This is a genomic window from Chryseobacterium sp. MYb264 (assembly GCF_035974275.1).
Taxonomy (GTDB): Bacteria; Bacteroidota; Bacteroidia; order Flavobacteriales; family Weeksellaceae; genus Chryseobacterium.
Genome location: NZ_CP142422.1, coordinates 2,907,564 through 2,932,506 on the forward strand (window position 1 = coordinate 2,907,564; position 24,943 = coordinate 2,932,506).

Sequence of the window (24,943 nt, forward strand, 5' to 3'; positions counted from 1 at the left end):
ATTTTTTTTATGAAAAAATTACAATATCAACTTTTATGATTGTAAATAAAAAAAATCCTCAAGCAAAACTTGAGGATTTATAAGTATTTGAAGCTAATTTTTATTTTTTAATAAATTTAAAGCTTTCTGAAATATTATTATCTTTTATCGTAATAATATAGTTTCCTTTCAATAGTTGGGTAACATTTACCTTATTATTATTAATCGTTCCATTTTTTACAATCTGACCTACTGTATTATGAATTTCGTAAGTAGCTTTGTTTGAAACTTTTGTTACATTCAAGATATCTGATACCGGATTTGGATAGATACCGAAGTTATCTTTTTTAACGACTTCACTTGTAGCTAAAGCTGCTGGAGAAATTACTACGTTATAATCTTCAACCTCACCATTATAGAAGTTAAGACCACATGCAAATTCTACCGGTAAATAGGCACCTAAATTATTTGGTCCCGCATAGAATGCAACGACTCTCATTCTTAAAGGAGTCCCTTCAATAGCATCATTAGGAACAGTAAATGTACCGGCAATAGGACCTGTAGGGTTACCTACTGGATAATCCAAAACTAGCTCGCCCTCATCAAAACTACCATCTTTGTTAAAATCTATAAATGCAGCTACTCCAACATATTGTGCATTGGCAATAGTAGCTGAGATAGGATATGGAGCAGCACCTTTGGTTAAATTAACCTGAAGAGCTGTACTTGTAGTATAGTTACTGTATGGAGCTCCCGCTGTTGAATTATTTATATTACCTACCGTAACATTTGATATATAAAGGATACTTCCATCCATGGTAGAGGCAGTACAATACGTAATAGCCGGTGTTGTAAAGTTAACAGATGCAGAATATGTTCCTACGGTTGTTCCACAGACTAATGCTACCTGCACTTCATAGGCTGTACCATCTAATAAATTATCTAAATTGATAGACGGTACATTTGTATCGATTTCAGTCCAAGCACTTGTACTTGTCTTTTTGTAGCGAACTTTATATGTAGCTCCTGTATAAGACATCCAGGAAACACTTGCTGAGAAGTTAGTAATATTACTTACCTCTATATTTGTAGGCGCATTATCACTACAAGCAGAAATAGGACCTAACGTAACTTTTCCAACAGCATAGAATATATTTCCAATAGATGAAATTCTAACTTTTACAGTCTGTCCATTCAAGGAAGAAGGGAACGTAACATTTTCAACACCGTCATTTTCAGTTGAATTTGTTAAAACAGTCCAGGTAGCACCTTCATCAGTAGTATAATCTATTTTAACATTGGCTACATTATAAGGAGCTGCATTTGTATTGGCAACAATCCATTCGATAGGAGTCGGTGTATTTACATCTGCATAACTATTAGCCAATCTAAAAGGGCCATTATTCCCTACTACTACTGTTTGTATTTTATAATCACTTTGTTGTTGAAGGATATTTGCATTATTATCTCTTACTGTAACAGCAAAATTGGTAGTACGTGCTCTTGTAGACACGGCTTCCCACTCATTGTTCGCATTATTTAAAACACCTCCTATTACAGATTCTAGTTTAGGAAAGTATCTGGTTGGGCTTGTTGAAGGAAGCTTAGATCTAAATGAAGCCCCACTTGCCGTTAATCCTAAGTTATTTCTATTAATATTCACTAATGCATCATCCACTTCCTCCCATGTATAAGTAAGAGGATCATTTTCTGGATCTGTAGCAGAAGCTGTTAAAACAAATGCTGTCCCTTTAGGAATATTATAAGTAGGTAAATCTCCAATAACAGGAGGATTATTAGTGATTACTGTTTCAACATCACAAGTTTTATCTATCAAATTTTCCTGAACCTGACCAATACTTGCAATATGAAAGTAGGCATCTGAATTAAGCTGTACATTATTATTAGCACCTGTGATCCCTGCATATCCCATAATTGTAGAACCAGAGCCTGGTTCCATATTAACACCTGAACCTTCTAAGGCATGAGAAAAAGTATGATTAGCACCTAGCTGATGTCCCATCTCGTGAGCAACATAGTCAATATCGAAAGCATCACCTTCCGGCTCTCCATTAGCTGGTGATGTAAAACCAGAACCTTTAGCAGTATCTGTATCAGAAGTTGGATTAATACATACACAACCTATACAACCTGCATTTCCTCCTCCGCCATCAGCACCAAATAAATGCCCAATATCATAATTTGCATTTCCTACTCCAGTAGCATTAGTTAGAGTATTTTGTAATTCTACATTCCAATTATCCATATCATCAGAGTCTGAATAAGGGTCATTGAGAGGATCAGTAAAAATTAAATTCTGGAAATCTTGTACATTTAAATGGAGTGCAAAATCTTTTTCAAATACACCATTTACTCTCGACATTGTTACATTTATGGCATCAACTGCATCAGCAACAGTCCCGCCATGATACTGAGTATATTCTCCTGTTACCGATATTGCCAATCTCATAGTTCTGTACTTTTTATCAGAAGCTTTTGAGAAAACACCTGGCTGGTTTGTAAAAGATTTTCCTTTCTGCAATAATTTTTCAACCTCTTTTACCGCTACAGGACTTTCAGAGGTCGTACATGCAAAACTTTTATTTCCAGTTTTAACCGTTTTTGGATGAACTCCGTAAACAGTTTTATCACTATTCTGAGGATCAATGAACTCATATCCTCCCTCGCCCATAATCATTGAATTGAGCCCTTTGGGAGAGACCGAAAATCGAATAGTCTTTGTGGGATCATCAATACTAGCTCCGATATAGGAACCCAACTGATATTGATCAGCTAAAGACTTTACAAGCACTGGAAAACTATAAACATTGAATTTTTCAATTTTCCCACTTAACGTAGGAAAGGAGATAACAACGGGAGTCGCATGGGATCCCATCTCCTGAGCATTCTTCAACTGAGATCTTAGGAGATTAAGATCTAACTTATAGTATCCGTTCTCTCTCACTCCAGATAGCTGCGCTGTAACCGCTCTTCCCTTTTTCTTTGTATCTACTTTATTAAATGAAGTTGGTGTCCATTGTCCGAACGCAGCTCCACCTATGAAAGTACACACCAAGGCAGTAAATAATCTTTTCATAAATTAAACACAATTATAATTTCCGCCAAATATAGAAATTTTAGAGGGCATATTACGAAAAATATCGTCTTTTATTTGACAACATATTAAATAAAATAGTTTTGATGCAAAAAATAAAAAAAACTTCAGAAAATTCCGAAGTTTTATATTGTAATTATTTAATTGAAATTAAGATGATTTTAAAACTTATATGCCAAATTCCATGCAAACCCCATATTAAACTTTGACGAACTTCTTCCAAAGCCCGGAACGATCATAGGCTGAATATCGTCCTGCTTTGTAGTGAAAACCATATATTTAGGCTGAAGGTTGACATCAATATAGAAATTAGATTCAAACAACTGCACTCTGCCACCAATAGTTCCTTCAATCCAATAAGATGACTGTGTGGAAGACGGATATGAAACAGAAGCATTACTCCCACCATAACCACGCACCGGAACAGACATATATTCCTGACTGTAAAAAGATCCGGCTACTTTACCGCCGGCATAAAAACCGTTAAATTCGTTCTCAGCATCTTTAGCCAACATATAAAAAGCGCCCAATTTCAAAAACGGACCATTCACTTTCGCATCATAGCCATTTTTCTGGTAAATATTCTTTTCAAAACCGGCATCAATTACAGCATGAACATTTCGATTTATTTGTGAAGATATAAATCCCTGATATAGCATTCTGTCTGAAAAGAATGAAACCCCAAAATTCAGAGCATCAACCCCCACCATAAAGTTGGGTGTATATTTCCATTTCTCTTTTTCTGCTGCTTCTTTCTTGTCCTGAGCAAAACTCAACAAGCTACAAAGACTCAAAAATAAGGTATAGATTAGTCTTGTCTTCATTCTCTATAAAATTTTGTGCCGTTTCTACTGATAAAACCGGAGTCGCTGTTATTAATTCTGAACTTAAATTTTCGTAATCTTTTTTCACTCCGCATCCTGGGGATACATAAATAGATTTGGTGGTGTAATTAACTCTAACGTGAGACTCCTGCCCTTTGTTGGTGAGCCTGAAATATACATCAGTATAGGGAGAATCATCCACTCTTAATGGAATCAGGCGTGAAGTGGCTGTTTTTGTTCCTCCCAGCTGAACTTTACCCGAACCATAATCTACCGCCACATAAATAGAATCCAAAGTAGTTTCTTTATCACCTCTTTTAAAGGAAACCTTCATTCGCGGTGTTCCTTCACCACTTTCACAAATATCGTCGTCACCACCGCATGACACCAGCATGCTCAGAAAACCGATCATCAGGAAAAATTTAAAATACTTCATATTAAAATTTGAAAGTCAAATGTAATGAAATTATTTTTTTATTAATAAAGCAATATTTTCCACGTGGTGGGTTTGCGGAAACATATCTACCGGTAAAATTTTAACTACGGTATAATGATCTTTCATTAAAGCTAAATCTCTCGCCTGAGTTGCAGAATTACAGCTTACATACACCACTTTTTCAGGCGATAATTTTAAAATTTGTTCCACCACTTTCTGGTGCATTCCATCTCTAGGCGGGTCTGTAATTAAAACATCTGCTTTAGGATGATTTTCAAGGAACTCGTCATTGAAGACATTTTTCATATCTCCACAATAAAAGGTCGTGTTTGTTAAACCATTCAGTTCAGCATGCTCAATAGCTGCATCAATAGCTTCCTGAACCGATTCTATCCCAATTACCTGCTTTGCATTTCTCGCTACATATTGGGCAATAGTTCCCGTTCCTGTATATAAATCGTAAACCACTTCATCACCTTTAAGATCAGCAAATTCAAGGGTTTTTCTGTATAATTCCAATGCCTGCTTATAATTGGTCTGAAAGAATGATTTTGGACCGATTTTAAATTTCAAACCATCCATTTCTTCCATTAAATAACCTTCTCCGAAATAAATATTCACATCTAAATCGTAGATTGAATCATTTGGCTTAGGATTAATCGCATACACCAACGTTTTAATCTGCGGAAACTTATTTAAGATAAATTCAAAAAGCTTTTCCCTGTTTTCCTTTTCTTCTCTGTACAACTGGAAAAGAACCATCCACTCCCCTTTCGAGTTTTGTCTCATCATTAAGGTTCTTAGAAAACCTGCGTGATTTTTAACATCAAAAAAGTCCAGTCCTTCATTTACCGCATAATCTTTTACCGCCAGCCTGATAGCGTTAGAAGGATCTTCCTGAAGGAAGCACTCTTTAAGATCAAGAATTTTACTCCACATTCCCGGAATATGGAATCCAAGGGCATCTTTACTGCCAAAATTCTCTTCAGAACTGATCTCATACTGAGTCAGCCAACGGGAATTCGAAAAAGAAAACTCCATTTTATTTCTGTAAAAATACTGCTCTTCAGAACCTAAGATCGGAACCGTTTCAAAATCTTCAATCCCGCCAATTCTTTTGATATTGTTATATACCTCTTCCTGCTTGAATGCCAATTGCTTCTCATAGCTCATATTCTGCCATTTGCAACCACCACAAACACCAAAATGAATACATTTTGGTTCTACTCTGTAAGGAGATTTTTCAATCACTTCTATAGCCTCGCCTTCAAAATATTTAGACTTTGCTTTTTTCACTCTTACATTCACAATATCACCAGGGATTGCTCCGGAAACCATCACTGCTTTACCTTCTTCCGTTCTTCCGATGGCAACACCTTTTGCTCCTGCATTCAGGAGTTTTATATTTTCAAGAATTAAATTTTTCTTATTATTCTTCCTACCCATTCTAAAATTTTCTGTTTTTCCTAATTGAAACATTTCTGTTTCAGCTTGCAAAAATACAATAAAAAAAACCTTATCCGAAGATAAGGTTTCTATCTATATTGAATATAAATTATTTTGTTGGAGCCGGTTGCGGATTTGCAGGCTGTGGAGCTTGCTGAGCCGCAGAAGGATCAATATTCAATCCCGGCTGCATTTGTGCCTGTGGCGCAACTTTAGGAGCAGAAAGACCTGTTTGTTTGTCTAAGATCTCTACCAATTCCTGCTCACCAAGATTCACAAAAGATCTTGAAGCCACTTTACCGTCTTTATCTATGATGATGAAATTCGGAAGTTTGAAAGCATATACTCCGTATTTTTTAGCAATATCAGAGTTTAATCCTCCTTCTGCATAAACGTTAGTTCCGGCGATACCTTTTAATAAAGAATTGCTTGTTTTAACAAACTGATCTTTGGTATCATCTACGTTTACAAATACAAAGTTCATTTTAGATTTGTAAAAGTTCACTACTTCTTTTAAGATTGGAACTGTAGCCTCACCGATATAAGGATTCCATGAAGCGTAGAATGCAATCATATAAGGTTTTCCTTTGTTTTCAGAAAGCTTGTATGCTTTTCCGTCTTGTTTAATTAATGATGCATCAGGAGCAACTTCACCAATTTTCAATCCGTTTACTGCCAACTGGATCTGAACAAGATCTTTTTTAATGGTTGCGTCTTTAATATCTTCATCAATGATTTTTTTGATTTTCTCCATTGTTTTGGCAGGAGTTCCCGGATGAATGTCTGATTGCGCCATTACGAATGCCAAAAGGTAATCTTTTGTTAACTGAGAAAACTCTTTTTTATCTTTCAAAAACTGACTGAATAACTCAGAAGTTGTAACATCTGTTTTTGCCTTACTTTTTGCCTCCGCGTATTTTTGGAAATCAGGGCTCATTTTTGATAAAAGATAACTTCTGTACGCAGGGTTTTCTTTTACCATGTCATCCTTATTCTCCTGAAGCTTGTTTTCATAATCTGTGAAAACTTTAGCCACTTTAAAAGAAGGAGCTCCGGACATTTGCTTTTTCATCATCTCGTATTGGCCCATGATAGAAAGCAATGTGCTTTTGATATCATTTTGCTTCCACTTGATTACTTCGCTGTCTGGGCTGAATTTCTTAGCGTTTTCATCGATATTTTTATTAATATCAGTTTCCACTTTCTGAATTCCTTTTACGAATGTAGCTTCGTCTTTCGTCATCAGCTCATTCATATTTACCTTCTGGGCATAGTCCGCCAGGTATTTTTGAGAAGCGGTGAAGAAATCATTGTTTTTCTTTGCATCCCCTGTGATCACATATTCCGATGGAAATGTAGCTCCGTTTCCGGAAATTTCAAGGTTTTGACCGCCTTTTAAGTAAACTAAATTTTGTTTTCCTCCATAAGAGATCACATACATTCCGTTTTTAGGAGCTTCAAAGCTTCCTGCAAACGTTCCGTCGTTTTTCATTCCGATATTAGCCAAAGGTAATGTAGCCACCCCTGAAGCTTCAATGAATTCAATTCTCTCTAATGGAGAACCTCCCGTGATTTTTCCTTTTACTTCAACTTTTTTAGAGCAAGACATCGCAAAAATCGCGATGATAAACAATAAAAGATATTTTTTCATTTTGAATTTTATAATTACGCAAAAATAAGTTTTTCTATTGGTTATTTAAAAGTTAAATCATTTTTTTGTGATAGTTTTAACAATAGATTATAATAAACGAATTACTATTCTCATTATTAATATTTTACCAGAGATGAATCCTTTAAAACAACTACTTCATCACAAATATTTTTTATATTTTCTAAATTATGAGTAATCATAAAAATAATTTTGTTCTTCTTTACTTTTATTATTAACTCATAAATAAAAGCTTTATTCGCAACATCTAAAGATGAAGTAGGCTCATCTAAGATTATAAACTCAGGATTATGATATAGTGCTCTCATCCAACTTAGCAACTGTTTTTGTCCGCCTGACAAATTAATACCCTCTTCACCTACTACCGTCATAAAGCCTTGTGGCAATGAATTAATAAAATTATCAAACCCTAATAAAACAAGTTCCTGTAGCTTTTGATCATCTCCTTCCTCTTCTAAAACAATATTTTGTAATACTGTACCATTAAATAGCTGACTATTTTGAGGTACCGAAGCTGTTATTTTTCTCCAGTCATCTAGTAAAATATCACTTAAGTGATGAGTTGTACAATACAAGGTAATCCACCTTCAATTTTGAGCATACTTTCTTCACTTAATTTTTTCATAATTTATTTTTTTTAATATAAAATTCAAAAAAACATCAAATAACACACCTGCCATACAAAACAAGATTATCTTAGCACTTCCTTCTATTTCAATAAAGTGATTTATAATAATCAAAGTTATGGCGAGAAATGAGTAAGCAAAAATTTTGACCTTCCTGTTCATAGATAAAAGATTTTAAATTACCAACAATCAGCTGAAGCAACAGCAATTCCAATGGCTGGCTCCCATAAACTCAAACCTACTGTACCTAATAATCCTACAGCTGCTAATAGACACTGTCTCTGAGATATTCCTCCTTGCAAATTTTCCATTTGCGAAACATTTAATTTTTTCATTTGTTTTATTTTAAAATTTGTATATTGAATATAGAAATAAAACCCCAACAAAACAATCACCTTAATAACTAATTAACAAAACATTAAGCACATCTATTTAAAATATTCTAGTAAAAATAAAAACATAAAAAAATGCCGTTTAAAAACGGCATTTTCTATTAATAAAATTAACTTTATTTTTTTATCCTCTATCAGCCAAAGCAGCCATGTATTCTCTGTTCATTCTCGCGATGTTTTCAAGAGAAATTCCTTTTGGACATTCTACTTCACAAGCACCGGTATTTGAACAGTTTCCGAATCCTTCTTCGTCCATCGCTTTCACCATGTTCAGAACTCTTCTCTTAGCCTCTACTCTACCCTGAGGTAAAAGAGCGTACTGAGAAACTTTAGCTCCTACGAATAGCATTGCAGAACCATTTTTACATGTTGCCACACAAGCTCCACATCCGATACAAGCCGCAGCATCCATTGCTTTGTCTGCATCTTCTTTAGGAACAGGAATAGCATTGGCATCCAATGTATTACCCGAAGTATTTACCGAAATAAATCCACCAGCAGCCATCACTCTGTCAAATGCACTTCTGTCTACCATTAAGTCTTTAATAACAGGGAAAGCAGCACTTCTCCAAGGCTCAATAACGATGGTTTCACCGTCTTTGAACATTCTCATGTGAAGCTGACAAGTCGTGATACCTGTATCCGGACCATGCGCTCTACCGTTGATGTAAAGAGAACACATACCGCAAATTCCTTCACGACAGTCGTGGTCGAAAGCGATAGGCTCCTTACCTTCGTTAATGATATTTTCGTTCAGAATATCCAACATTTCTAAGAATGAAGAATCTGTGGAAACATCCGATATTTTGTAGGTCTCAAACTGACCTTTAGTTTTGCTATTTTTTTGTCTCCAAATTTTTAGGGTAAGATGAAGGCCTTTTTTTGCACTCATAATTATTTATTTATAGGTTGGAGATTATTTGTAACTTCTTGCTTTAACTTCAATGTTTTCGTAGATCAAGTCTTCTTTATGCAGAACTTCTGTGGTGATATCATCGGTCTGATATTCCCAAGCTCCAACATATTTAAAGTTAACATCATCTCTTTCAGCTTCCCCTTCCGGAGTAGCATGGTCTTCTCTGAAGTGTCCTCCACAAGATTCGTTTCTGTGTAAAGCATCGATAGCCATCAATTGTCCAAGCTCGATAAAGTCTGCCACTCTGAACGCTTTTTCAAGCTCAGTGTTCATTCCGTCTGCATCACCAGGTACTTTCACATCTGCCCAGAATTCTTTTTTAACCTGAGCAATTTCAGCGATAGCTTCTCTCAACCCTTCAGGCGTTCTTCCCATTCCCACTTTATTCCACATAATGTGTCCTAATTTTTTGTGGAAATGATCTACTGAATGCGTTCCTTTATTATTTAAGAAGAAATCTACTTTATCTTTAATATCTTTTTCAGCTTTATCAAAATCTGCCGAATTTGTAGGAATGGCACCCGTTCTGATGTCTGCAGAAAGATAATCTGCAATTGTGTAAGGAAGTACGAAATATCCGTCTGCCAAACCTTGCATCAAAGCAGAAGCTCCCAATCTGTTGGCTCCGTGATCTGAGAAGTTAGCTTCACCGATTACGAAACATCCAGGAATAGTAGACTGCAAGTTGTAATCAACCCAAACACCACCCATTGTGTAGTGAACGGCAGGATAGATCTTCATTGGCGTTTTGTAAGGATCATCAGCCGTAATTTTTTCGTACATTACGAATAAGTTACCATACTTCTCCTCAACCCAAGCTTTTCCTAAATCATAGATCTGCTGATCTGTAGGATTATGAATATGTTTTTCTATAGCGGCTTCTTTACCTTTTTTAATGATCTCTGTAGAGAAATCTAAGTAAACACCTTCTTTAGTATCATTATTTTCGATTCCGAAACCAGCATCACATCTTTCTTTACCCGCTCTGGATGCAACGTCTCTAGGCACCAAGTTTCCGAATGCAGGATATCTTCTTTCTAAATAGTAATCTCTATCTTCTTCTTTAATATTTTCAGGTCTTAATTTACCTTCTCTGATCGCTACTGAATCTTCAATCTTTTTAGGAACCCAGATTCTTCCTGAGTTTCTTAATGATTCAGACATCAAAGTCAGTTTAGACTGCTGCGTTCCGTGAACCGGAATACAAGTCGGGTGAATCTGCACATAACATGGATTTGCGAAATACGCTCCTTTTTTGTGGATCTTCCAAGCTGCAGAAACGTTTGAACCCATTGCGTTGGTAGAAAGGAAATAGACGTTTCCGTAACCTCCTGAAGCAATAACTACAGCGTGAGCAGAATGCCTTTCGATTTCACCTGTTACCAAGTTTCTTGCGATAATTCCTCTTGCTTTTCCATCAACAATGACAAGCTCCATCATTTCGTGACGGTTGTACATTTTAATTCTACCTTTACCGATCTGACGGCTCATGGAAGAATAGGCACCCAATAATAACTGCTGACCTGTTTGTCCTTTAGCATAAAAAGTTCTTTTTACCTGAACCCCACCAAATGAACGGTTATCCAGCTGACCGCCGTAATCTCTACCGAAAGGAACTCCCTGAGAAACACATTGGTCAATAATATTTGCAGAAACTTCAGCCAATCTGTAAACGTTAGCCTCTCTTGCTCTGTAGTCACCACCTTTAATGGTATCATAGAACAATCTGTACGTAGAGTCACCGTCTCCCTGATAGTTTTTAGCTGCATTGATACCTCCCTGAGCTGCAATAGAGTGGGCTCTTCTTGGGGAATCCTGATAGCAGAATGCTTTTACGTTATAGCCCTGCTCAGCCAAAGTAGCTGCTGCAGAACCTCCTGCCAAACCTGTACCTACAACAATAATATCAATCTTATCTCTGTTGTTGGGTGCAACAAGGTTCATATGGTCTTTATGATTTTTCCACTTATCCTTTAGAGGACCCGCCGGAATTTTTGAATCTAATTTACTCATATTAGTATATTGATATTATTGAGTTACAAAGTGAAAAATTGCGATAAAAATAAATCCTGCAGGAATAAGGATAGAATACCATTTTCCAACAGCCTTAATTACCGGAGTATATTTTGGATGTCTTGCACCGATAGACTGGAATGAAGACTGGAAACCGTGAGCAAGGTGTAATCCCAACAACACGAAAGCAATAACATAGATAGCCACTCTCCAAAGGTCTGCAAACTTCTCGTGAAGTTCCGGCCAGAAACGTTCTGCATCAGGAGCGATTCCTTCTACATACTTGTACGTGATCTCGTGCAACCAGAAATCATACAAGTGAAGCGCCAGGAAAGCCAAAACAACAGCACCGGAAACAATCATGTTTCTGGACATCCATGAAGAATTCACGGAAGCGTTGTTTGCTGCGTACTTTACAGGACGCGCTTTGTTGTTCTTAATTTCCAGAACAAATCCCATAATAAAATGGAAAATAACTGCAAAACCAAGAACAGGCTGCATTAAGAACTGCACAAAAGGATTATAGCCCATGAAATCTGATGCTGTATTGAACGCATCACGATTCAGAACCGATAACAAATTGGTCGTCAAATGCAGTATAAGAAAAATCAGCAAAAATAGAGCTGATAATGCCATAGCATATTTTCTACCTATCGTAGAACTCGTTAAACCTGCCATATAAGTTTAAATTTGAATTTCCCACAAAATTAAGAAATGTTAACAAGATCAAAAAGTGAGAAATCTCACAATTAGACAGTTTGTAATCTTTCTAAATAAGAATTTAACAGGTTATAGATAAAGGAAAAAAGGAAAATTTAACAATTACTTCACCTGATAAATTTCACCATCAAAAACAATCTTTTCAGTCGCTGCAGGAAAGGTTTTCAATTCTGTTTTACCCAATCGCCTTGATGCAGCATAAGGAGCAATAATAAACTGTAGAACTTTCTTTTTATCCTCTCTTTCGTCCATCCAGAAGCAAGCTCTATTTCCTTTTTTCACCGAAAAAACAACGTGTTTGTTAATGCTATGGACTAAAATTTCCGTCTTTTGTTTTTCATATAAATTGAAACCCAACCGTAAGAAAAGAAAAGTAAAAATCGACATTACCAATCTCGCAGAATTTCTATGGTTTACTTTTAATATCGTGAATTTCACCATATAAACAATAGTAAAGAGTGACAAAACTTCTATTAAATTCATGGGAATATGCTCAAAAAATAACACTTCAAAACCAGCAAACCAATGGATGACTTTCAATAAAAACTGAATAATAAAATCATACACCGTATTTAAAATTTCAAAATCAAGTTTAAAAGCTACCAGAGCAGTCATTAAAAATGAAAATACAATAATGATTTCTGAAAATGGAACAATGAAAAAGTTCGCCGCAATCGAAAAGACAGAAAACTGATGAAAATAATATAAAACCAAAGGAAGTGTTGCCAGTTGTGCTGATATAGAAATGGAGAAGGTATTAAAAATTATTTTCTTAAACCTATTGTTCTGCTTGGGCAAACGATTTAAAATGGGCTGGTTGAGCCAAAAAATTCCGAGAACCGCCAAAAAACTCAACTGAAAGCCTATATCAAAAAGCTGCTGAGTATCAAAAATTAAGATCATAAAAGCAGACAATGATAAGGAATGCAGCAAATCCTGTTTTCTTTGGAGCAAAACATAGGTAAAATAAACGCTCAGCATAATAGAGGAACGAACGACGGAACTTCCAAAACCAATAAACACAGTAAAAAGCCAGATGAAAACCAGACTTGAAATAACCGCATATTTCCTAAGCTTCAGAGGTAAAATTTTAATTAATAAAAAGTAGAACAACCCAAAGATGGCAACGATATGAGTGCCTGAAATCGCCAAAAAATGCACCAACCCGGATCTGTTAAAATCCTGAACCGTTTGTGCATCCATTTCCGTTCGGTCAGCAAGAATAATTCCTTTTAAAAATTCTCTTGTATGAGCCGACATTTTTACTTTGTCAATATTCTGAATAACTTGTAATCTTTTTTGAGAAAATTTTTCACTTACACTTAAATCGTCTCTCTCGGCGGGAAGAATTTCCTTATTGACATAACATTGATATTGAATATTTTTTCGATGAAGATAGAGAGCATAATCGAACTGAAAATCATATTTCGGAGATTCCGGCTTTGAAATATAGGCTACAGATTTATAGTAATGATGAAAATCCAATTCCTTCTCATTTTTACGAATATAAATTATGGCCCTAAAATTTTCCCTTCCAGCCTGAATTCTTGCTTCATATTTCCTGTTTTTCTCGTTAGAATTAAGCTTTTTGGAGATCTTAAAAATAATGGTTTCCTTTTTCTCCACCGAAATATTCCGTGGATCAAATGAATTGCAAAAATGTAGAACTACCCCGATGCCGAAGAACATACATCCCAATATATACGGTTTTATCATATGGAAAATGAAAGACCTGAAAAATATTGAAATCAGAATAAACCCGCAAAAGCCACTTATTAAGTGAATAAAATGTTCATCCAAAGAAAACCGATCCTGAAAAAATATCCCCAAGATAAAGCAGATAACTAAAATTAGAAAAGGCTGTTTATTCAATATAAAAAATGTGTATGAGTCAAAACTAATGAATGATACAAAAATTGACAAACCAGTCTTCAAAAACCTTTTAAAACCAATAAAATTCCGCTGAAAAAGAAAAAACCGCGGAATTTTATCCCACGGCTCATCTACTTATTAGAAATATTTTAAACTTTCAAAATCACGTCTGCAGCATTTTCACTGGCTCCTTTACCACCCAATTTATCTCGCAGCAATGTGTATTCCTTTAAAACATCATTTCTTTTATCTGTTTCGAGAATTTTTTTCAGTTCTTCAACTAAATTAGCTGTATTCAAATCGCTTTGAATTAATTCTTTCACCACTTCCCGGTCCATGATTAAATTCACCAAAGAGATATATTTAATATTTTTAACCAATCTTTTAGCAATAGCATAAGAAACTTTACTCCCTCGGTAGCAAACCACTTCCGGAACATTCAGTAAAGCCGTCTCCAGTGTTGCCGTTCCTGACGTTACCAATGCTGCTTTTGAACACCTTAACAGATCATACGTTTTATTGGAAACAAAATGTACGTTATCATCCACATATTTCTGATAAAATTCTTTCGGAAGGCTGGGAGCTCCAGCAATAACAAACTGATATTGTTTGAAATACGACCTCACTGAAAGCATCATATCCAACATTTTTTCAACCTCCTGTTTTCTGGAACCCGGTAAAAGAGCAATAATCTCTTTTTCATTTAATTGATGTTCTGCTTTAAAATCTTCAATACTGAGATCCTGCAAAGTTGAGATTGCATCCAACAACGGATGCCCCACAAAATGCGAATGAACGCCATGTTTTTTATAAAAATCTTCCTCAAATGGGAGGATCACCATCATTTCATCCACATATTTTTTAATGATCTCTACCCTGCCCTCTTTCCATGCCCAAAGCTGAGGAGAAATATAATAGACCACTTTAATACCTAATTCTTTGGCAAATTTTGCAATCCGCAAATTAAATCCCGGATAATCTACTAAAATCAATACGTCTGGCTGGTTATTTTTAATATCCTCTTTACAGATTTTAATATTATTTAAAATTGTTCTCAGATTCATCGCCACTTCCAAAAAACCCATAAAAGCTAAGTCCCGATAGTGTTTCACCAAAGTACCGCCTTGCTGCTGCATCAGGTCTCCACCCCAAAATCTAAACTCTGCGTTGGAATCTTTTTCTTTTAAAGCTTTCATTAAATTGCTTCCATGCAAATCTCCGGAAGCTTCCCCTGCGATGATATAGTATTTCATAAAAGATAATTGATAGGGATGAATGATTTTTTCTATTGAAATGACATTTAATCTCAACATTTAAACATCAAAATTCAAATAATAATTAAGTAAATTTGCTTCAAAGATAACGATAAAAAATGTCAGAAGAATTTGAAATAAAAAATAAAGTTGCTGCAAGCGGACTGATCAACTTTGACCTTACTGATTTGGTTCCTAAAGGAGCAAGAAAAGGGATCGATCTTAAAGATTTTCTTTTTATGGAAATGATTTTAAAAGAAAAAGATTTTCGCGAAAAAGTAGCAGCCATTGACGTTGAAGAATACAGAGACAGCTACGTTTATATTTATAACTCGGCAGATGCTATTGTTCCTCTCTGGGCATATTTTCTAATCACGGCTAAACTTACGGAAGTTACTAAAAAAATTGTTTTTGGAAATAAAGAAGATCTGGAAGTCGTTCTGATGCACCAAGCTATTCAAAGCTACGATTTTGATGAAATGATCGGCAAAAGAGTATTGGTAAAGGGTTGCTCAGACAAAGAAATTCCAAACAATGCTTATATCGAACTGGTAGAACAACTACAGCCTATCGTAAAATCTTTGATGTTTGGAGAGGCATGTTCTAATGTTCCTATTTTGAAAAATTAATACTTAAAAATCAACATCTTAAAGTAAGATATAATTTTTAAGATTACTTTTTAACTAAAAAAAATCATTCAGGAATATTTTTTGATAACTTTGGTTGATTAACAATTAAACAAATACAAAACTATGAGTTTAATCGACTTACTGACAGGAAATACAGGCAATCAGGTGGCTGATCAGGCTGAAAGTAAATTCGGCATCAGTAGAAATCAAATTATTGCTTTATTGGCCGTGGCCGCACCTTTGATCATTTCTTATCTCAGAAAAAAATCTCAGGATACCAAAGAAGCAGAAGCTTTGAATAACGCACTGGATAAAGATCATGACGGAAGTATTTTAGATGATGTTTCGCAAGCTGACGCAAGACAGGATGAAGGAAATTCTATTTTGAGCCATGTTTTCGGAAATGACAAACAAAATGTAGAAAACCAGCTTTCTCAAAATACAGGAATTTCCATAGATAAAATCGGACCTATACTGGCCATGCTTGCTCCCGTAATTATGGGATATATTGGTAAAGAAAAGCAACAAAATAATGTGGGCGCCGGAGGTTTAGGAGATTTGTTAGGCGGAATTCTTGGAAATGCTTCTAACCAGGCACAAGGACAACAATCAAGTCCATTAAATGATATTTTAGGAAGTGTTCTTGGCAGTGGAAACTCTCAATCTTCAGGTAATCCTTTGAATGATATTCTAGGCAATGTGCTTGGAAGCGGTGGCGGTGGGAACGGCAACCCCAAACAACAAAGCGGAGGTGGATTAGGTGATTTGCTGGGTGGAATATTCGGAAAATAAATAAAATTTAATTTTGTATAAAAAAAGACCGGAGAGCGATCTCTTCGGTCTTTTTTTATAGTTACTTTTTAGACTTATCTTCCGAATTTTCAAAGGATTTTGAGTTTTTTTTCGGTCTTCTTTTACCGTAACTTCCGTTGTTGATCTTTCCTCTTCTTGATTTTTTGTCTCCTTTTCCCATAGTAATATAATTTGTTATTATCACGAATTTAAAAAATTTCATTTGAAGAAAGTTCATGATAGCTGTTAAAATTTTTATAAAGTCATCAGGTAATGAAACTCAACAACTTCCAACCCAACACTATTTTTAACAATTTAATTGAAAAATTACATTAAATTGAATATATAAATTCAAATCTTATGAAAACTTCACGAGATCTATCAAAAAAATAAATTAGCTTTGTACATTCCTATAAAGTTAAATTTTTATGAAAAAAATAATCTCTACGACCTTAGTGTTCGGATTCTGTGTTTTTGCCAACTTCCTTTTTGCACAGCAAATTTCTAAAGACCAGATGACTGCTTTTCAATCTGACAATGTAGAATCTTTTAAGACAGCCTTCCCTAAAGAAGATTATAACAAATGTATAGGCGTAAAAGAAAACAGCTATACCCTTTTATCATACAGCATAAAATATGAGAAAAACAATATTTTCAATTACATGCTGAATAATGGAGCAGATGTAAACAAAGAATGTGATCATCAAACTCCATTAATGGTTGCCGCGAGATACGGAAAAGCTGAAATGGGAAAAGTTTTATTGAAAAAAGGAGCCAATAAAAATGCTAAAAACAGTAAAGGAGAAACTGCAAAAGATTTTTCAGCAAAATATAAACATCCTGAATTTGCAACAGTTTTAAAATAAATTAAATCTCATTATATCAAAAACTTCCTTACCCGGAAGTTTTTTTGTTTTTAAAACCTTCAAAAATCTTATCTTTGCAGTCGAAAAATTCAATGTTCTGGATTTCATGTTTTGGATTTGATATTCAAAACCTTAAACGCAGAACCTTGAACTTTAAATTTTAGAACTTTAAACAAACAATTATGTTTCGATCGCACACAAACGGAGAATTATCTCTTCAACATCTTAATGAAGAAGTTACACTTTCAGGATGGGTACAAACCATTCGTGATAAAGGATTTATGATTTGGATAGATCTTCGAGATCGTTACGGAATTACTCAATTATATTTCAATCAAGATATTTCTTCAACGGAAATGATTGAAAATGTAAAAAAATTGGGACGTGAATTTGTGATTCAGGTGACAGGAAAAGTAATTGAAAGAACAAGTAAAAATCCCAATATTCCGACAGGCGATATTGAAATTTTAGTTGAAAAATTAACGGTTCTTAATGAATCTATTCTTCCACCATTTGAAATTGAAGATAAGCTTGATGTAAGTGAAGAGTTAAGAATGAAATACCGTTACTTGGATATCAGAAGAAATCCGGTAAAAGATAAATTGATCTTCCGTCACAAAATGGCGCAGAAAGTGAGAAATTATCTTTCAGAGGAAGGATTTATCGAAGTTGAAACTCCGGTTTTAATTAAATCTACACCGGAAGGAGCAAGAGATTTCGTGGTTCCTAGCAGAATGAATCCGGGACAGTTTTACGCTTTGCCGCAATCTCCACAAACTTTCAAACAATTGTTAATGGTAGGCGGAATGGATAAATATTTCCAGATTGTAAAATGTTTCCGTGATGAGGATTTAAGAGCCGACAGACAACCGGAATTTACACAAATCGACTGTGAAATGGCTTTCGTAGAGCAGGAAGACGTGATGAATGTTTTTGAAGGAATGACGAAAACGTTGATTAAAGATATTACAGGTCAGGAATTCGGAACTTTCCCAAGAATGACATTTGCTGATGCAATGCAGAAATACGGAAACGACAAACCGGATATCCGTTTCGGGATGGAATTCGTGGAACTGAACGATTTAGTAAAAGGAAAAGATTTCAAAATATTTGATGAAGCAGAACTGGTTGTCGGAATCAATGTTGAAGGATGTGCAGATTATACAAGAAAACAAATCGATGAGCTTGTTGATTGGGTAAAAAGACCTCAAATCGGAGCTTCAGGAATGGTTTGGGCTAAATTCCAGAATGACGGGGTAAAAACTTCTTCGGTAAATAAATTCTACAACGAGGAAGATTTAGCAAAAATTATCGAAAAATTCGGAGCTAAAGAAGGCGATTTAATGTTGATTCTTTCCGGAAACGAGCACAAAGTAAGAACTCAGCTTTCTGCGTTGAGAATGGAGCTTGGAAACCGTTTAGGATTGAGAAAAGGTGACGTATTCGCACCCCTTTGGGTTGTTGACTTCCCGTTATTGGAATTTGATGAAGAAAGCGGACGTTATCACGCAATGCACCACCCTTTCACCTCTCCAAAGCCTGAAGATATTCATTTGTTGGAGACAGACCCAGGAAAAGCAAGAGCCAACGCGTACGACATGGTATTGAACGGAAACGAAATCGGCGGAGGTTCTATCAGAATTTTTGATAAAGGTCTTCAGTCTAAAATGTTTGATTTGCTAGGATTCTCAAAAGAAGAAGCCGAAGCACAGTTCGGATTCCTGATGAACGCATTCAAATACGGAGCTCCGCCTCACGGTGGTTTAGCTTTCGGGTTTGACCGTTTGGTAGCTATTCTAGATGGAAACGAAGTAATTAGAGATTATATCGCATTCCCTAAAAATAATTCGGGACGTGATGTAATGATCGATGCGCCTTCTTCGATTGCTGATGAGCAGCTTGATGAATTAGAATTACAATTGAATTTAAAAGCATAAATTAGAAGCGGAGATTTTTTCTCCGCTTTTTTTATTATGAAAAACCTGATCTCCTCCCTTGTAACTTTGGGATATATTTCTGCAATAATTACTATTGTTTCTTTTGCTATAGTAATTATAAAGAAGTGCCTTTACTATCCTTCAGACATAAGAAGAGAAGCCTCAAAGAAGACAACAAAAATCTTCTATATCACAGGATGCTGTATGGTATTTAGCTCTATTTGTTTTTTAGGGGCAAAAGAAATTATTGAATATGATTTTAAAAGAACTCTGAAACAGCATACTATTATTTCTGCAGATATTGAAAATATTTTCTTTAGTCAAACCGACATAGAAGGTGTTTTTGATCATTTTGAATCTGATGAAGGTCGTTATCGATGTGAAAGTTTTACGGCTATAATTAATCTAGATGATAACGAATATATTCCGATTGAAATCATAAGACATTGTTATGAAAAGAACAGATATATTATTATTTCTAAGCAATATAGTATAGATTCCACGATTGGAGATATTCGGACTGATAAATTTAACCATATTCAAAAAGACACTATCACTCAATAAATTATGTCAAAACAAGAATTCATTCAATTCATAGAAAATCTTAGATCACAATTGATATGGGAACACCTTTTACTTATTTAGTTAATAAGGAAGAAACTGAACAGTATCAATACATTTTAGATTTTTTAAATAAAAAGTCGAAATTAAAGAAATAATTACGGCAACTTCGCCACCAAACTCTCCGGCAACATTTTCAAAATCAAATAAATCATTTTCCATTTGAAATTCGGCACGATCGTAAAAGAATTCCCAGCATTTACAATATATTTTGCTACATAATCTGGTTCCATCATTAAAGATTCATTCAATTGTAATCCTTCATTTATTTTTGTTCGGATATAGCCAATGACCAAAGCATTCACTTGTATATTTCTTGAAGCTAATTCCTGTCTTAAACCAGCCAGATACGTAGTAAAAGCTGCCTTTGTACTTCCGTAAACGAAATTACTTTTTCGACCTCTTACTCCAGAAAGAGAAGATAACCCGATAATTCTTTCTAAATTTTTATTGTCTGTATCTGTCGCAATAATATTCAGAATAGAAACAGCGCCCATATAGTTTACCAACATCATTTGCTGGGTGCCTTTGAAATCTTTCAACGCTTTTTCATTGTCTACTAAAAATCCTGCAGCATAAACGACAATATGAGGTTTTATAGGAAGTTCATCGTAAAATTTTTGGTGAGAATCAAAATCAACCGAATCGAATGATAGAATTCTTACTTTTTCAATAAGATTGTTATCCTGAACAAATTCTTCCAAAGATTGTGTATTTCGGGAAGCTGCAATGACAGACAATCCTTTCTGAATGTATTGTTTGATACTTTGTTTGGCTACATCGGAATTTGCCCCTAAAATGAGAACGGTTTTGCTTGTGTTTTGATTCATTGGACAAAGATATTTCTTTTTTTAAACACTAATTGCACTAATTTTTTCACCAATGACACTAATCCTGATTTTTAAATTATAAAGGCTTCGACAGGCTCAGCCTGACAGTGGATAATAATTATGGATAGTATTAGCATTGTCAGGCTGAGCGGAGTTGAAGCCCTTCATTTTTTCAAGTGAAATGATAATCTTAGTTGAAATAATAACCCAGATTCCTACAGAATGACAAATTTGGATATTACAAATACTGCTAACATTGAGTTACTATACATTATAAAAAGTTTCGGCGGGGTGAGCTTTGCTCACCCCGCCGAAACGAAATATCTTTCAAAAAACAAAAAGAATTACTTCTTCTCAGTTTCTATTTCTTTTTTGTCAGCAGCCTTTTCTGCCGTTTTTTCAGCAGCTTTTGCTTTATCTCCAAAACGTGTTTCTGTAAATTCTCTTGAAACAGCCGCTTTTTCGAATTTCAGTTTTCCTGATAAAGTTTCAATTACGAAACCATCATCCTGAACCTGAGCAATTCTTCCGTGAAGACCTGAAGTAAGAACTACTCTGGTTCCCACTTTCAATGTTTCCTGAAAGTTTTTCTCCTGCTTCTGCTTTTTCATTTGCGGTCTTATCATTAAGAAATAAAACCCTACAAACATTACCCCCATCATGATCAGCATCATGGAAGAATTTCCTCCCTGAGGCGTTGCCTGTAAAAAGATTGATAACGTATTCATGATATTATGGTTGAATATTCGCAGTGAATGTTAATTTAATAGGCGCTTTTTCTACATTTGCGTAAACATCAGCAAATTTGCTCACGTTTCCGTCGAAATTTGAAGAATCGAAATGTAGAGTGATTTTTCCTTTTTTACCTGGCAAAATCGGGTCTTTTGTGAAATCAGGAGCCGTACATCCGCATCCAGGCTTTACTTCAGAAATTACCAAAGGATTTGTTCCTGTATTTGTTACTTCATATACGTGCTCTACTTTGTCTCCTTTTTTGATGTTTCCAAAATCGAAGTTGCTTTCAGAAAGCGCGATTGAAGTAGATGGCTGGTTAGAAACTGGAGCCGCAGCCGTTGCATCAGCAGATACAGGAGCCACAGCAGAATCAGCAGGAGTTGCAGTTGCAGCCGTAGAATCTGTAGCGACAGCATCAGCACCCTGAGCTTCTGTGTTTTCTTTTTTACAAGAAACTAAACCAAAGCCTATGATAGATAAGGCGATAATTGATAACGTCTTTTTCATATTTAAAATATTTATATTCTATTTAAATCTTTACAATATTTATCTAAAATACCGTTGATGAAGATATTCGAACGGTCTGTTGCAAATACTTTAGCAACCTCAATATATTCATTAATAATAACTCTTGAAGGGGTAAAAGGGAAGTTGTCCAGCTCCGCGATCGCCGTTGATAAGATTACTTTATCCATTAAAGAAACTCTTTCCAGATCCCAGTTTTCTAATCTTTCAGCAAGCTTTTTTTCGTTAGTTTCCCAGCTGTCTAGGGTATTTCTAAGAAGTTTCATTGCGAAAGTTTTATCTTCTTCATCTTTAATCATTTTAATTAAAGTTCTGCTTTCTTCATCTTCTTTCAGGAAACCGATTGTTTTTTGAACCATAGAATTCGCGATGTGAATATCATCGTACCAAGAAAGTTCTTTATCACCAAGATAATCATGGAAATCATCATTCTCGGCAATATATCTTAAGAATAATTTTCCGATAAATTTTTGATCATCTTCAAAAGAATATCCTTCTTCTTTCATGAAATCCTGATAACGCTTTCCTGCTGTCATTCTCTGGAAGGTTTTCACCAACAGATCATCATGCAAATCCCATTTCAACTGCTTGTGCTGTCCGGTAAAAAATAATCTCTCAGGGTTTTCCTCAAGTTTAATTAATACCTGATTGTTGATGAATTTCTGGTTCGGGTTTACATCAGCATCACTTTTAATATACTTATTCTTTCCAATCTCAATTTGGTGTTCAGCCAATTCTTTAAGAGAAACCAAGAAATTTAGCTGGTAGATATAGAGATGATAGATTTTCTCTATTCCGGCAAACATGTTTTTCTCTAAAACATCAAACTTTACAGGATTCTGGTAATAAGAATACACAGTCTGTACTACTTTTTCACGGATTTGTCGTCTTCCTAACATTCAAAGAGCTTTTTAATGGCTGCAAAGATACAAAATTTAAAATTGATGAAATTCGTAATCTGATCACATTTTCGTAATTTTGTAAAACTATATGAAAGCGCTTAAAACCTTAAACCCTTATTTTTTAAAGCACAAAATATTATTATTTTGGGGGGTATTATTCATCATCACCAGTAATTTTTTCAACATATATAAAGTTCAGTTTGTAGGAAAATCTGTCGACGAACTCACAAAAAACGGGAATCTTGGCTTTAACAATCAAGTTCTGATTTACGTTGCCATTATTGTTGGCTGTTCTTTACTGACCGGATTTTTCACCTTTATGATGCGACAAACCATTATCGTTGCCTCCAGAAGAATTGAATACGAACTGAAAAATAAAATCTACAGACATTACCAGGAGCTTTCTTTAACGGATTATAAGCAAACAACAATTGGAGATTTAATGAACCGATTAAGCGAAGATGTTGTTGCGGTAAGAATGTACCTTGGGCCGGGAGTAATGTATGTTGCCAATTTAATCGTTTTGGTGATTATCACAGCAATCTATATGGTAAAAACGGACGCCTCCATGACGCTCTGGACCTTGCTTCCCCTTCCTGTTTTATCATTTGCTATTTATAAAGTAAGTTCTATCATTAATAAAAAGTCGAAGATCATGCAGAAAAGCCAGTCTGCGATTTCCACTTTTGTACAGGATAGTTTTTCGGGAATCCGTGTGGTAAAATATTTCGCAAGAGAAAAATATATCGAGAAAAATTATGGGATAAAAGTAACCGATTATCAGGATAAAGCACTCGATTTAGCGAAAACAGAAGCTTATTTCTTTACCATTATTTTATTTGTTATCGGATTATTAAATGTTGCGATTATCTGGATTGGCGGACAGAAATATATTGACGGACAATTAAGCATCGGTAAGATCGCTGATTTCTTTATGTATATTAACACCCTGATCTTCCCTTTCTCTATGGTGGGTTGGGTAACTTCTGTTAATCAGAGAGCTGAAGCATCCATGCAGAGAATTAATGAGTTTATGGATAAAAAATCTGAGATCGTAAATAAAAACTTTGAAAATTATACGATTAAAGGTGAAATTGAATTCAGAAACGTTTCTTACGTGTATCCGAATACAGGAATTAGAGCCCTGCATAATTTAAGCTTTAAAATCAATGCCGGAGAATCTTTAGCCATCATGGGAAAAACCGGAAGCGGAAAATCTACCCTTGCCCTGCTTCTTTGCCGACTGATAGATCCTACCGAAGGTGAAATTTTAATCGACGGAAAAAATCTGAAGGAGCATAATTTGGAAAACTACAGAAATTTCATTGGCTATATTCCTCAGGAAAGTTATCTTTTCTCAGACTCTATTGAAAATAATATCGGGTTTGCCATCGACAGCCCATCTCACGAAAAAGTGGTAGAATATGCCAAAATCGCGGATGTGGATAAAAATATTGTTGAGTTTAAAGAACAGTATAATACCATGGTTGGTGAACGCGGGGTGATGCTTTCGGGAGGGCAAAAACAGAGAATCTGTATCGCAAGAGCCTTAATAAAGAACCCGAATATCATCATTTTCGATGATTCCCTGTCTGCTTTGGATACCGAAACCGAACAGAATATCCTGGAAAATATCGACCGTAAAATCAGGAATGCGACTTCCATAATCATCACACACAGAGAGTCTAGCGCTCAGAGAGCAGATAAAATCATCAACCTTAGTGAAATTACCAATTCTGTAACGGCTTAGCCTATTTATTCATAAATGTTAAATAAATCATAAAAAAAATTTTGTGATTAAAAGAAAACTTTTATATTTGTTCTTAACAAGATTAAAAAATATCT

Annotated in this window: 23 protein-coding genes; 6 read left to right on the forward strand and 17 right to left on the reverse strand. The window is 35.1% G+C overall.

Annotation, left to right across the window (positions count from 1 at the left end; translation table 11 throughout):
- Window positions 1-100: 100 nt before the first annotated feature.
- The 12 genes from VUJ46_RS12470 to lpxB form a co-directional block, all read right to left on the reverse strand.
- Window positions 101-3,052, reverse strand: a complete 2,952-nt coding sequence (locus VUJ46_RS12470) for a reprolysin-like metallopeptidase (RefSeq protein ID WP_326985096.1) — start codon at window positions 3,050-3,052, stop codon at window positions 101-103.
- A 203-nt stretch (window positions 3,053-3,255) separates the two neighbouring features.
- A complete protein-coding gene (locus tag VUJ46_RS12475; RefSeq protein WP_326981092.1) occupies window positions 3,256-3,918 on the reverse strand; it encodes a DUF6048 family protein in 663 nt (220 codons plus the stop codon).
- Complete coding sequence (locus VUJ46_RS12480; protein WP_326981093.1) at window positions 3,875-4,354, reverse strand: DUF6452 family protein; 480 nt, start codon at window positions 4,352-4,354, stop codon at window positions 3,875-3,877. The genes VUJ46_RS12475 and VUJ46_RS12480 overlap by 44 nt, the downstream gene beginning before the upstream one ends.
- Window positions 4,355-4,384: 30 nt before the next feature.
- Window positions 4,385-5,800 (reverse strand): 23S rRNA (uracil(1939)-C(5))-methyltransferase RlmD, encoded by a 1,416-nt coding sequence (gene rlmD / locus VUJ46_RS12485; protein WP_326985097.1) that lies wholly within the window; start codon window positions 5,798-5,800, stop codon window positions 4,385-4,387.
- A gap of 109 nt (window positions 5,801-5,909) precedes the next feature.
- Window positions 5,910-7,451, reverse strand: coding sequence for a TlpA family protein disulfide reductase (locus VUJ46_RS12490; protein WP_326981094.1), 1,542 nt, complete (start codon window positions 7,449-7,451; stop codon window positions 5,910-5,912).
- 116 nt (window positions 7,452-7,567) lie between these two features.
- Complete coding sequence (locus VUJ46_RS12495) at window positions 7,568-8,044, reverse strand: ABC transporter ATP-binding protein (protein ID WP_326981095.1); 477 nt, start codon at window positions 8,042-8,044, stop codon at window positions 7,568-7,570.
- Between the two features lie 230 nt (window positions 8,045-8,274).
- A complete protein-coding gene (locus VUJ46_RS12500; RefSeq protein ID WP_326981096.1) occupies window positions 8,275-8,430 on the reverse strand; it encodes a hypothetical protein in 156 nt (51 codons plus the stop codon).
- A gap of 181 nt (window positions 8,431-8,611) precedes the next feature.
- Window positions 8,612-9,379, reverse strand: coding sequence for a succinate dehydrogenase/fumarate reductase iron-sulfur subunit (locus VUJ46_RS12505; protein ID WP_039365171.1), 768 nt, complete (start codon window positions 9,377-9,379; stop codon window positions 8,612-8,614).
- A gap of 24 nt (window positions 9,380-9,403) precedes the next feature.
- Window positions 9,404-11,416, reverse strand: coding sequence for a fumarate reductase/succinate dehydrogenase flavoprotein subunit (locus VUJ46_RS12510; protein WP_326981097.1), 2,013 nt, complete (start codon window positions 11,414-11,416; stop codon window positions 9,404-9,406).
- 15 nt (window positions 11,417-11,431) lie between these two features.
- Window positions 11,432-12,094, reverse strand: coding sequence for a succinate dehydrogenase cytochrome b subunit (locus VUJ46_RS12515; protein WP_326981098.1), 663 nt, complete (start codon window positions 12,092-12,094; stop codon window positions 11,432-11,434).
- Window positions 12,095-12,238: 144 nt separating this feature from the next.
- On the reverse strand, window positions 12,239-14,059 hold the full coding sequence (locus VUJ46_RS12520; RefSeq protein WP_326981099.1) for a ComEC/Rec2 family competence protein: 1,821 nt from the start codon (window positions 14,057-14,059) through the stop codon (window positions 12,239-12,241).
- A gap of 98 nt (window positions 14,060-14,157) precedes the next feature.
- The gene (gene lpxB, locus VUJ46_RS12525) at window positions 14,158-15,261 is read right to left on the reverse strand and encodes a lipid-A-disaccharide synthase (protein WP_326981100.1); all 1,104 of its coding nucleotides are present in this window, start codon (window positions 15,259-15,261) and stop codon (window positions 14,158-14,160) included.
- A gap of 119 nt (window positions 15,262-15,380) precedes the next feature.
- On the opposite strand from lpxB, the gene VUJ46_RS12530 reads away from it, so the two are divergent.
- Window positions 15,381-15,890 carry a DUF2480 family protein gene (locus tag VUJ46_RS12530; RefSeq protein ID WP_326981101.1) on the forward strand — a complete coding sequence of 170 codons (510 nt, stop codon included), beginning with the start codon at window positions 15,381-15,383 and terminating at the stop codon, window positions 15,888-15,890.
- Window positions 15,891-16,013: 123 nt separating this feature from the next.
- The gene (locus VUJ46_RS12535; protein WP_326981102.1) at window positions 16,014-16,682 is read left to right on the forward strand and encodes a DUF937 domain-containing protein; all 669 of its coding nucleotides are present in this window, start codon (window positions 16,014-16,016) and stop codon (window positions 16,680-16,682) included.
- A 61-nt stretch (window positions 16,683-16,743) separates the two neighbouring features.
- Here VUJ46_RS12535 and VUJ46_RS12540 read toward each other — a convergent pair whose 3' ends face one another.
- Window positions 16,744-16,863: a 30S ribosomal protein THX gene (locus VUJ46_RS12540; protein WP_326981103.1), complete on the reverse strand. Its 120-nt coding sequence runs from the start codon at window positions 16,861-16,863 to the stop codon at window positions 16,744-16,746.
- Window positions 16,864-17,110: 247 nt separating this feature from the next.
- On the opposite strand from VUJ46_RS12540, the gene VUJ46_RS12545 reads away from it, so the two are divergent.
- The 3 genes from VUJ46_RS12545 (at window position 17,111) to VUJ46_RS12555 (ending at window position 20,049) form a co-directional block, all read left to right on the forward strand.
- The gene (locus VUJ46_RS12545) at window positions 17,111-17,548 is read left to right on the forward strand and encodes an ankyrin repeat domain-containing protein (RefSeq protein WP_326981104.1); all 438 of its coding nucleotides are present in this window, start codon (window positions 17,111-17,113) and stop codon (window positions 17,546-17,548) included.
- 182 nt (window positions 17,549-17,730) lie between these two features.
- Window positions 17,731-19,485 (forward strand): aspartate--tRNA ligase, encoded by a 1,755-nt coding sequence (gene aspS / locus VUJ46_RS12550; RefSeq protein WP_326981105.1) that lies wholly within the window; start codon window positions 17,731-17,733, stop codon window positions 19,483-19,485.
- 36 nt (window positions 19,486-19,521) lie between these two features.
- Complete coding sequence (locus VUJ46_RS12555; RefSeq protein ID WP_326981106.1) at window positions 19,522-20,049, forward strand: hypothetical protein; 528 nt, start codon at window positions 19,522-19,524, stop codon at window positions 20,047-20,049.
- A 155-nt stretch (window positions 20,050-20,204) separates the two neighbouring features.
- Here the strand turns inward: VUJ46_RS12555 and VUJ46_RS12560 are convergent, their stop codons facing one another.
- The 4 genes from VUJ46_RS12560 to VUJ46_RS12575 form a co-directional block, all read right to left on the reverse strand.
- A complete protein-coding gene (locus VUJ46_RS12560) occupies window positions 20,205-20,936 on the reverse strand; it encodes an SDR family NAD(P)-dependent oxidoreductase (RefSeq protein ID WP_326981107.1) in 732 nt (243 codons plus the stop codon).
- Between the two features lie 344 nt (window positions 20,937-21,280).
- On the reverse strand, window positions 21,281-21,664 hold the full coding sequence (gene yajC / locus VUJ46_RS12565) for a preprotein translocase subunit YajC (RefSeq protein WP_326981108.1): 384 nt from the start codon (window positions 21,662-21,664) through the stop codon (window positions 21,281-21,283).
- A gap of 4 nt (window positions 21,665-21,668) precedes the next feature.
- A complete protein-coding gene (locus VUJ46_RS12570; RefSeq protein WP_326981109.1) occupies window positions 21,669-22,178 on the reverse strand; it encodes a DUF1573 domain-containing protein in 510 nt (169 codons plus the stop codon).
- 11 nt (window positions 22,179-22,189) lie between these two features.
- Complete coding sequence (locus VUJ46_RS12575; protein WP_326981110.1) at window positions 22,190-23,095, reverse strand: transcription antitermination protein NusB; 906 nt, start codon at window positions 23,093-23,095, stop codon at window positions 22,190-22,192.
- 91 nt (window positions 23,096-23,186) lie between these two features.
- Here VUJ46_RS12575 and VUJ46_RS12580 point away from each other — a divergent pair, with 91 nt between their 5' ends.
- The gene (locus VUJ46_RS12580; RefSeq protein ID WP_326981111.1) at window positions 23,187-24,848 is read left to right on the forward strand and encodes an ABC transporter ATP-binding protein; all 1,662 of its coding nucleotides are present in this window, start codon (window positions 23,187-23,189) and stop codon (window positions 24,846-24,848) included.
- Window positions 24,849-24,943 lie beyond the last annotated feature (95 nt).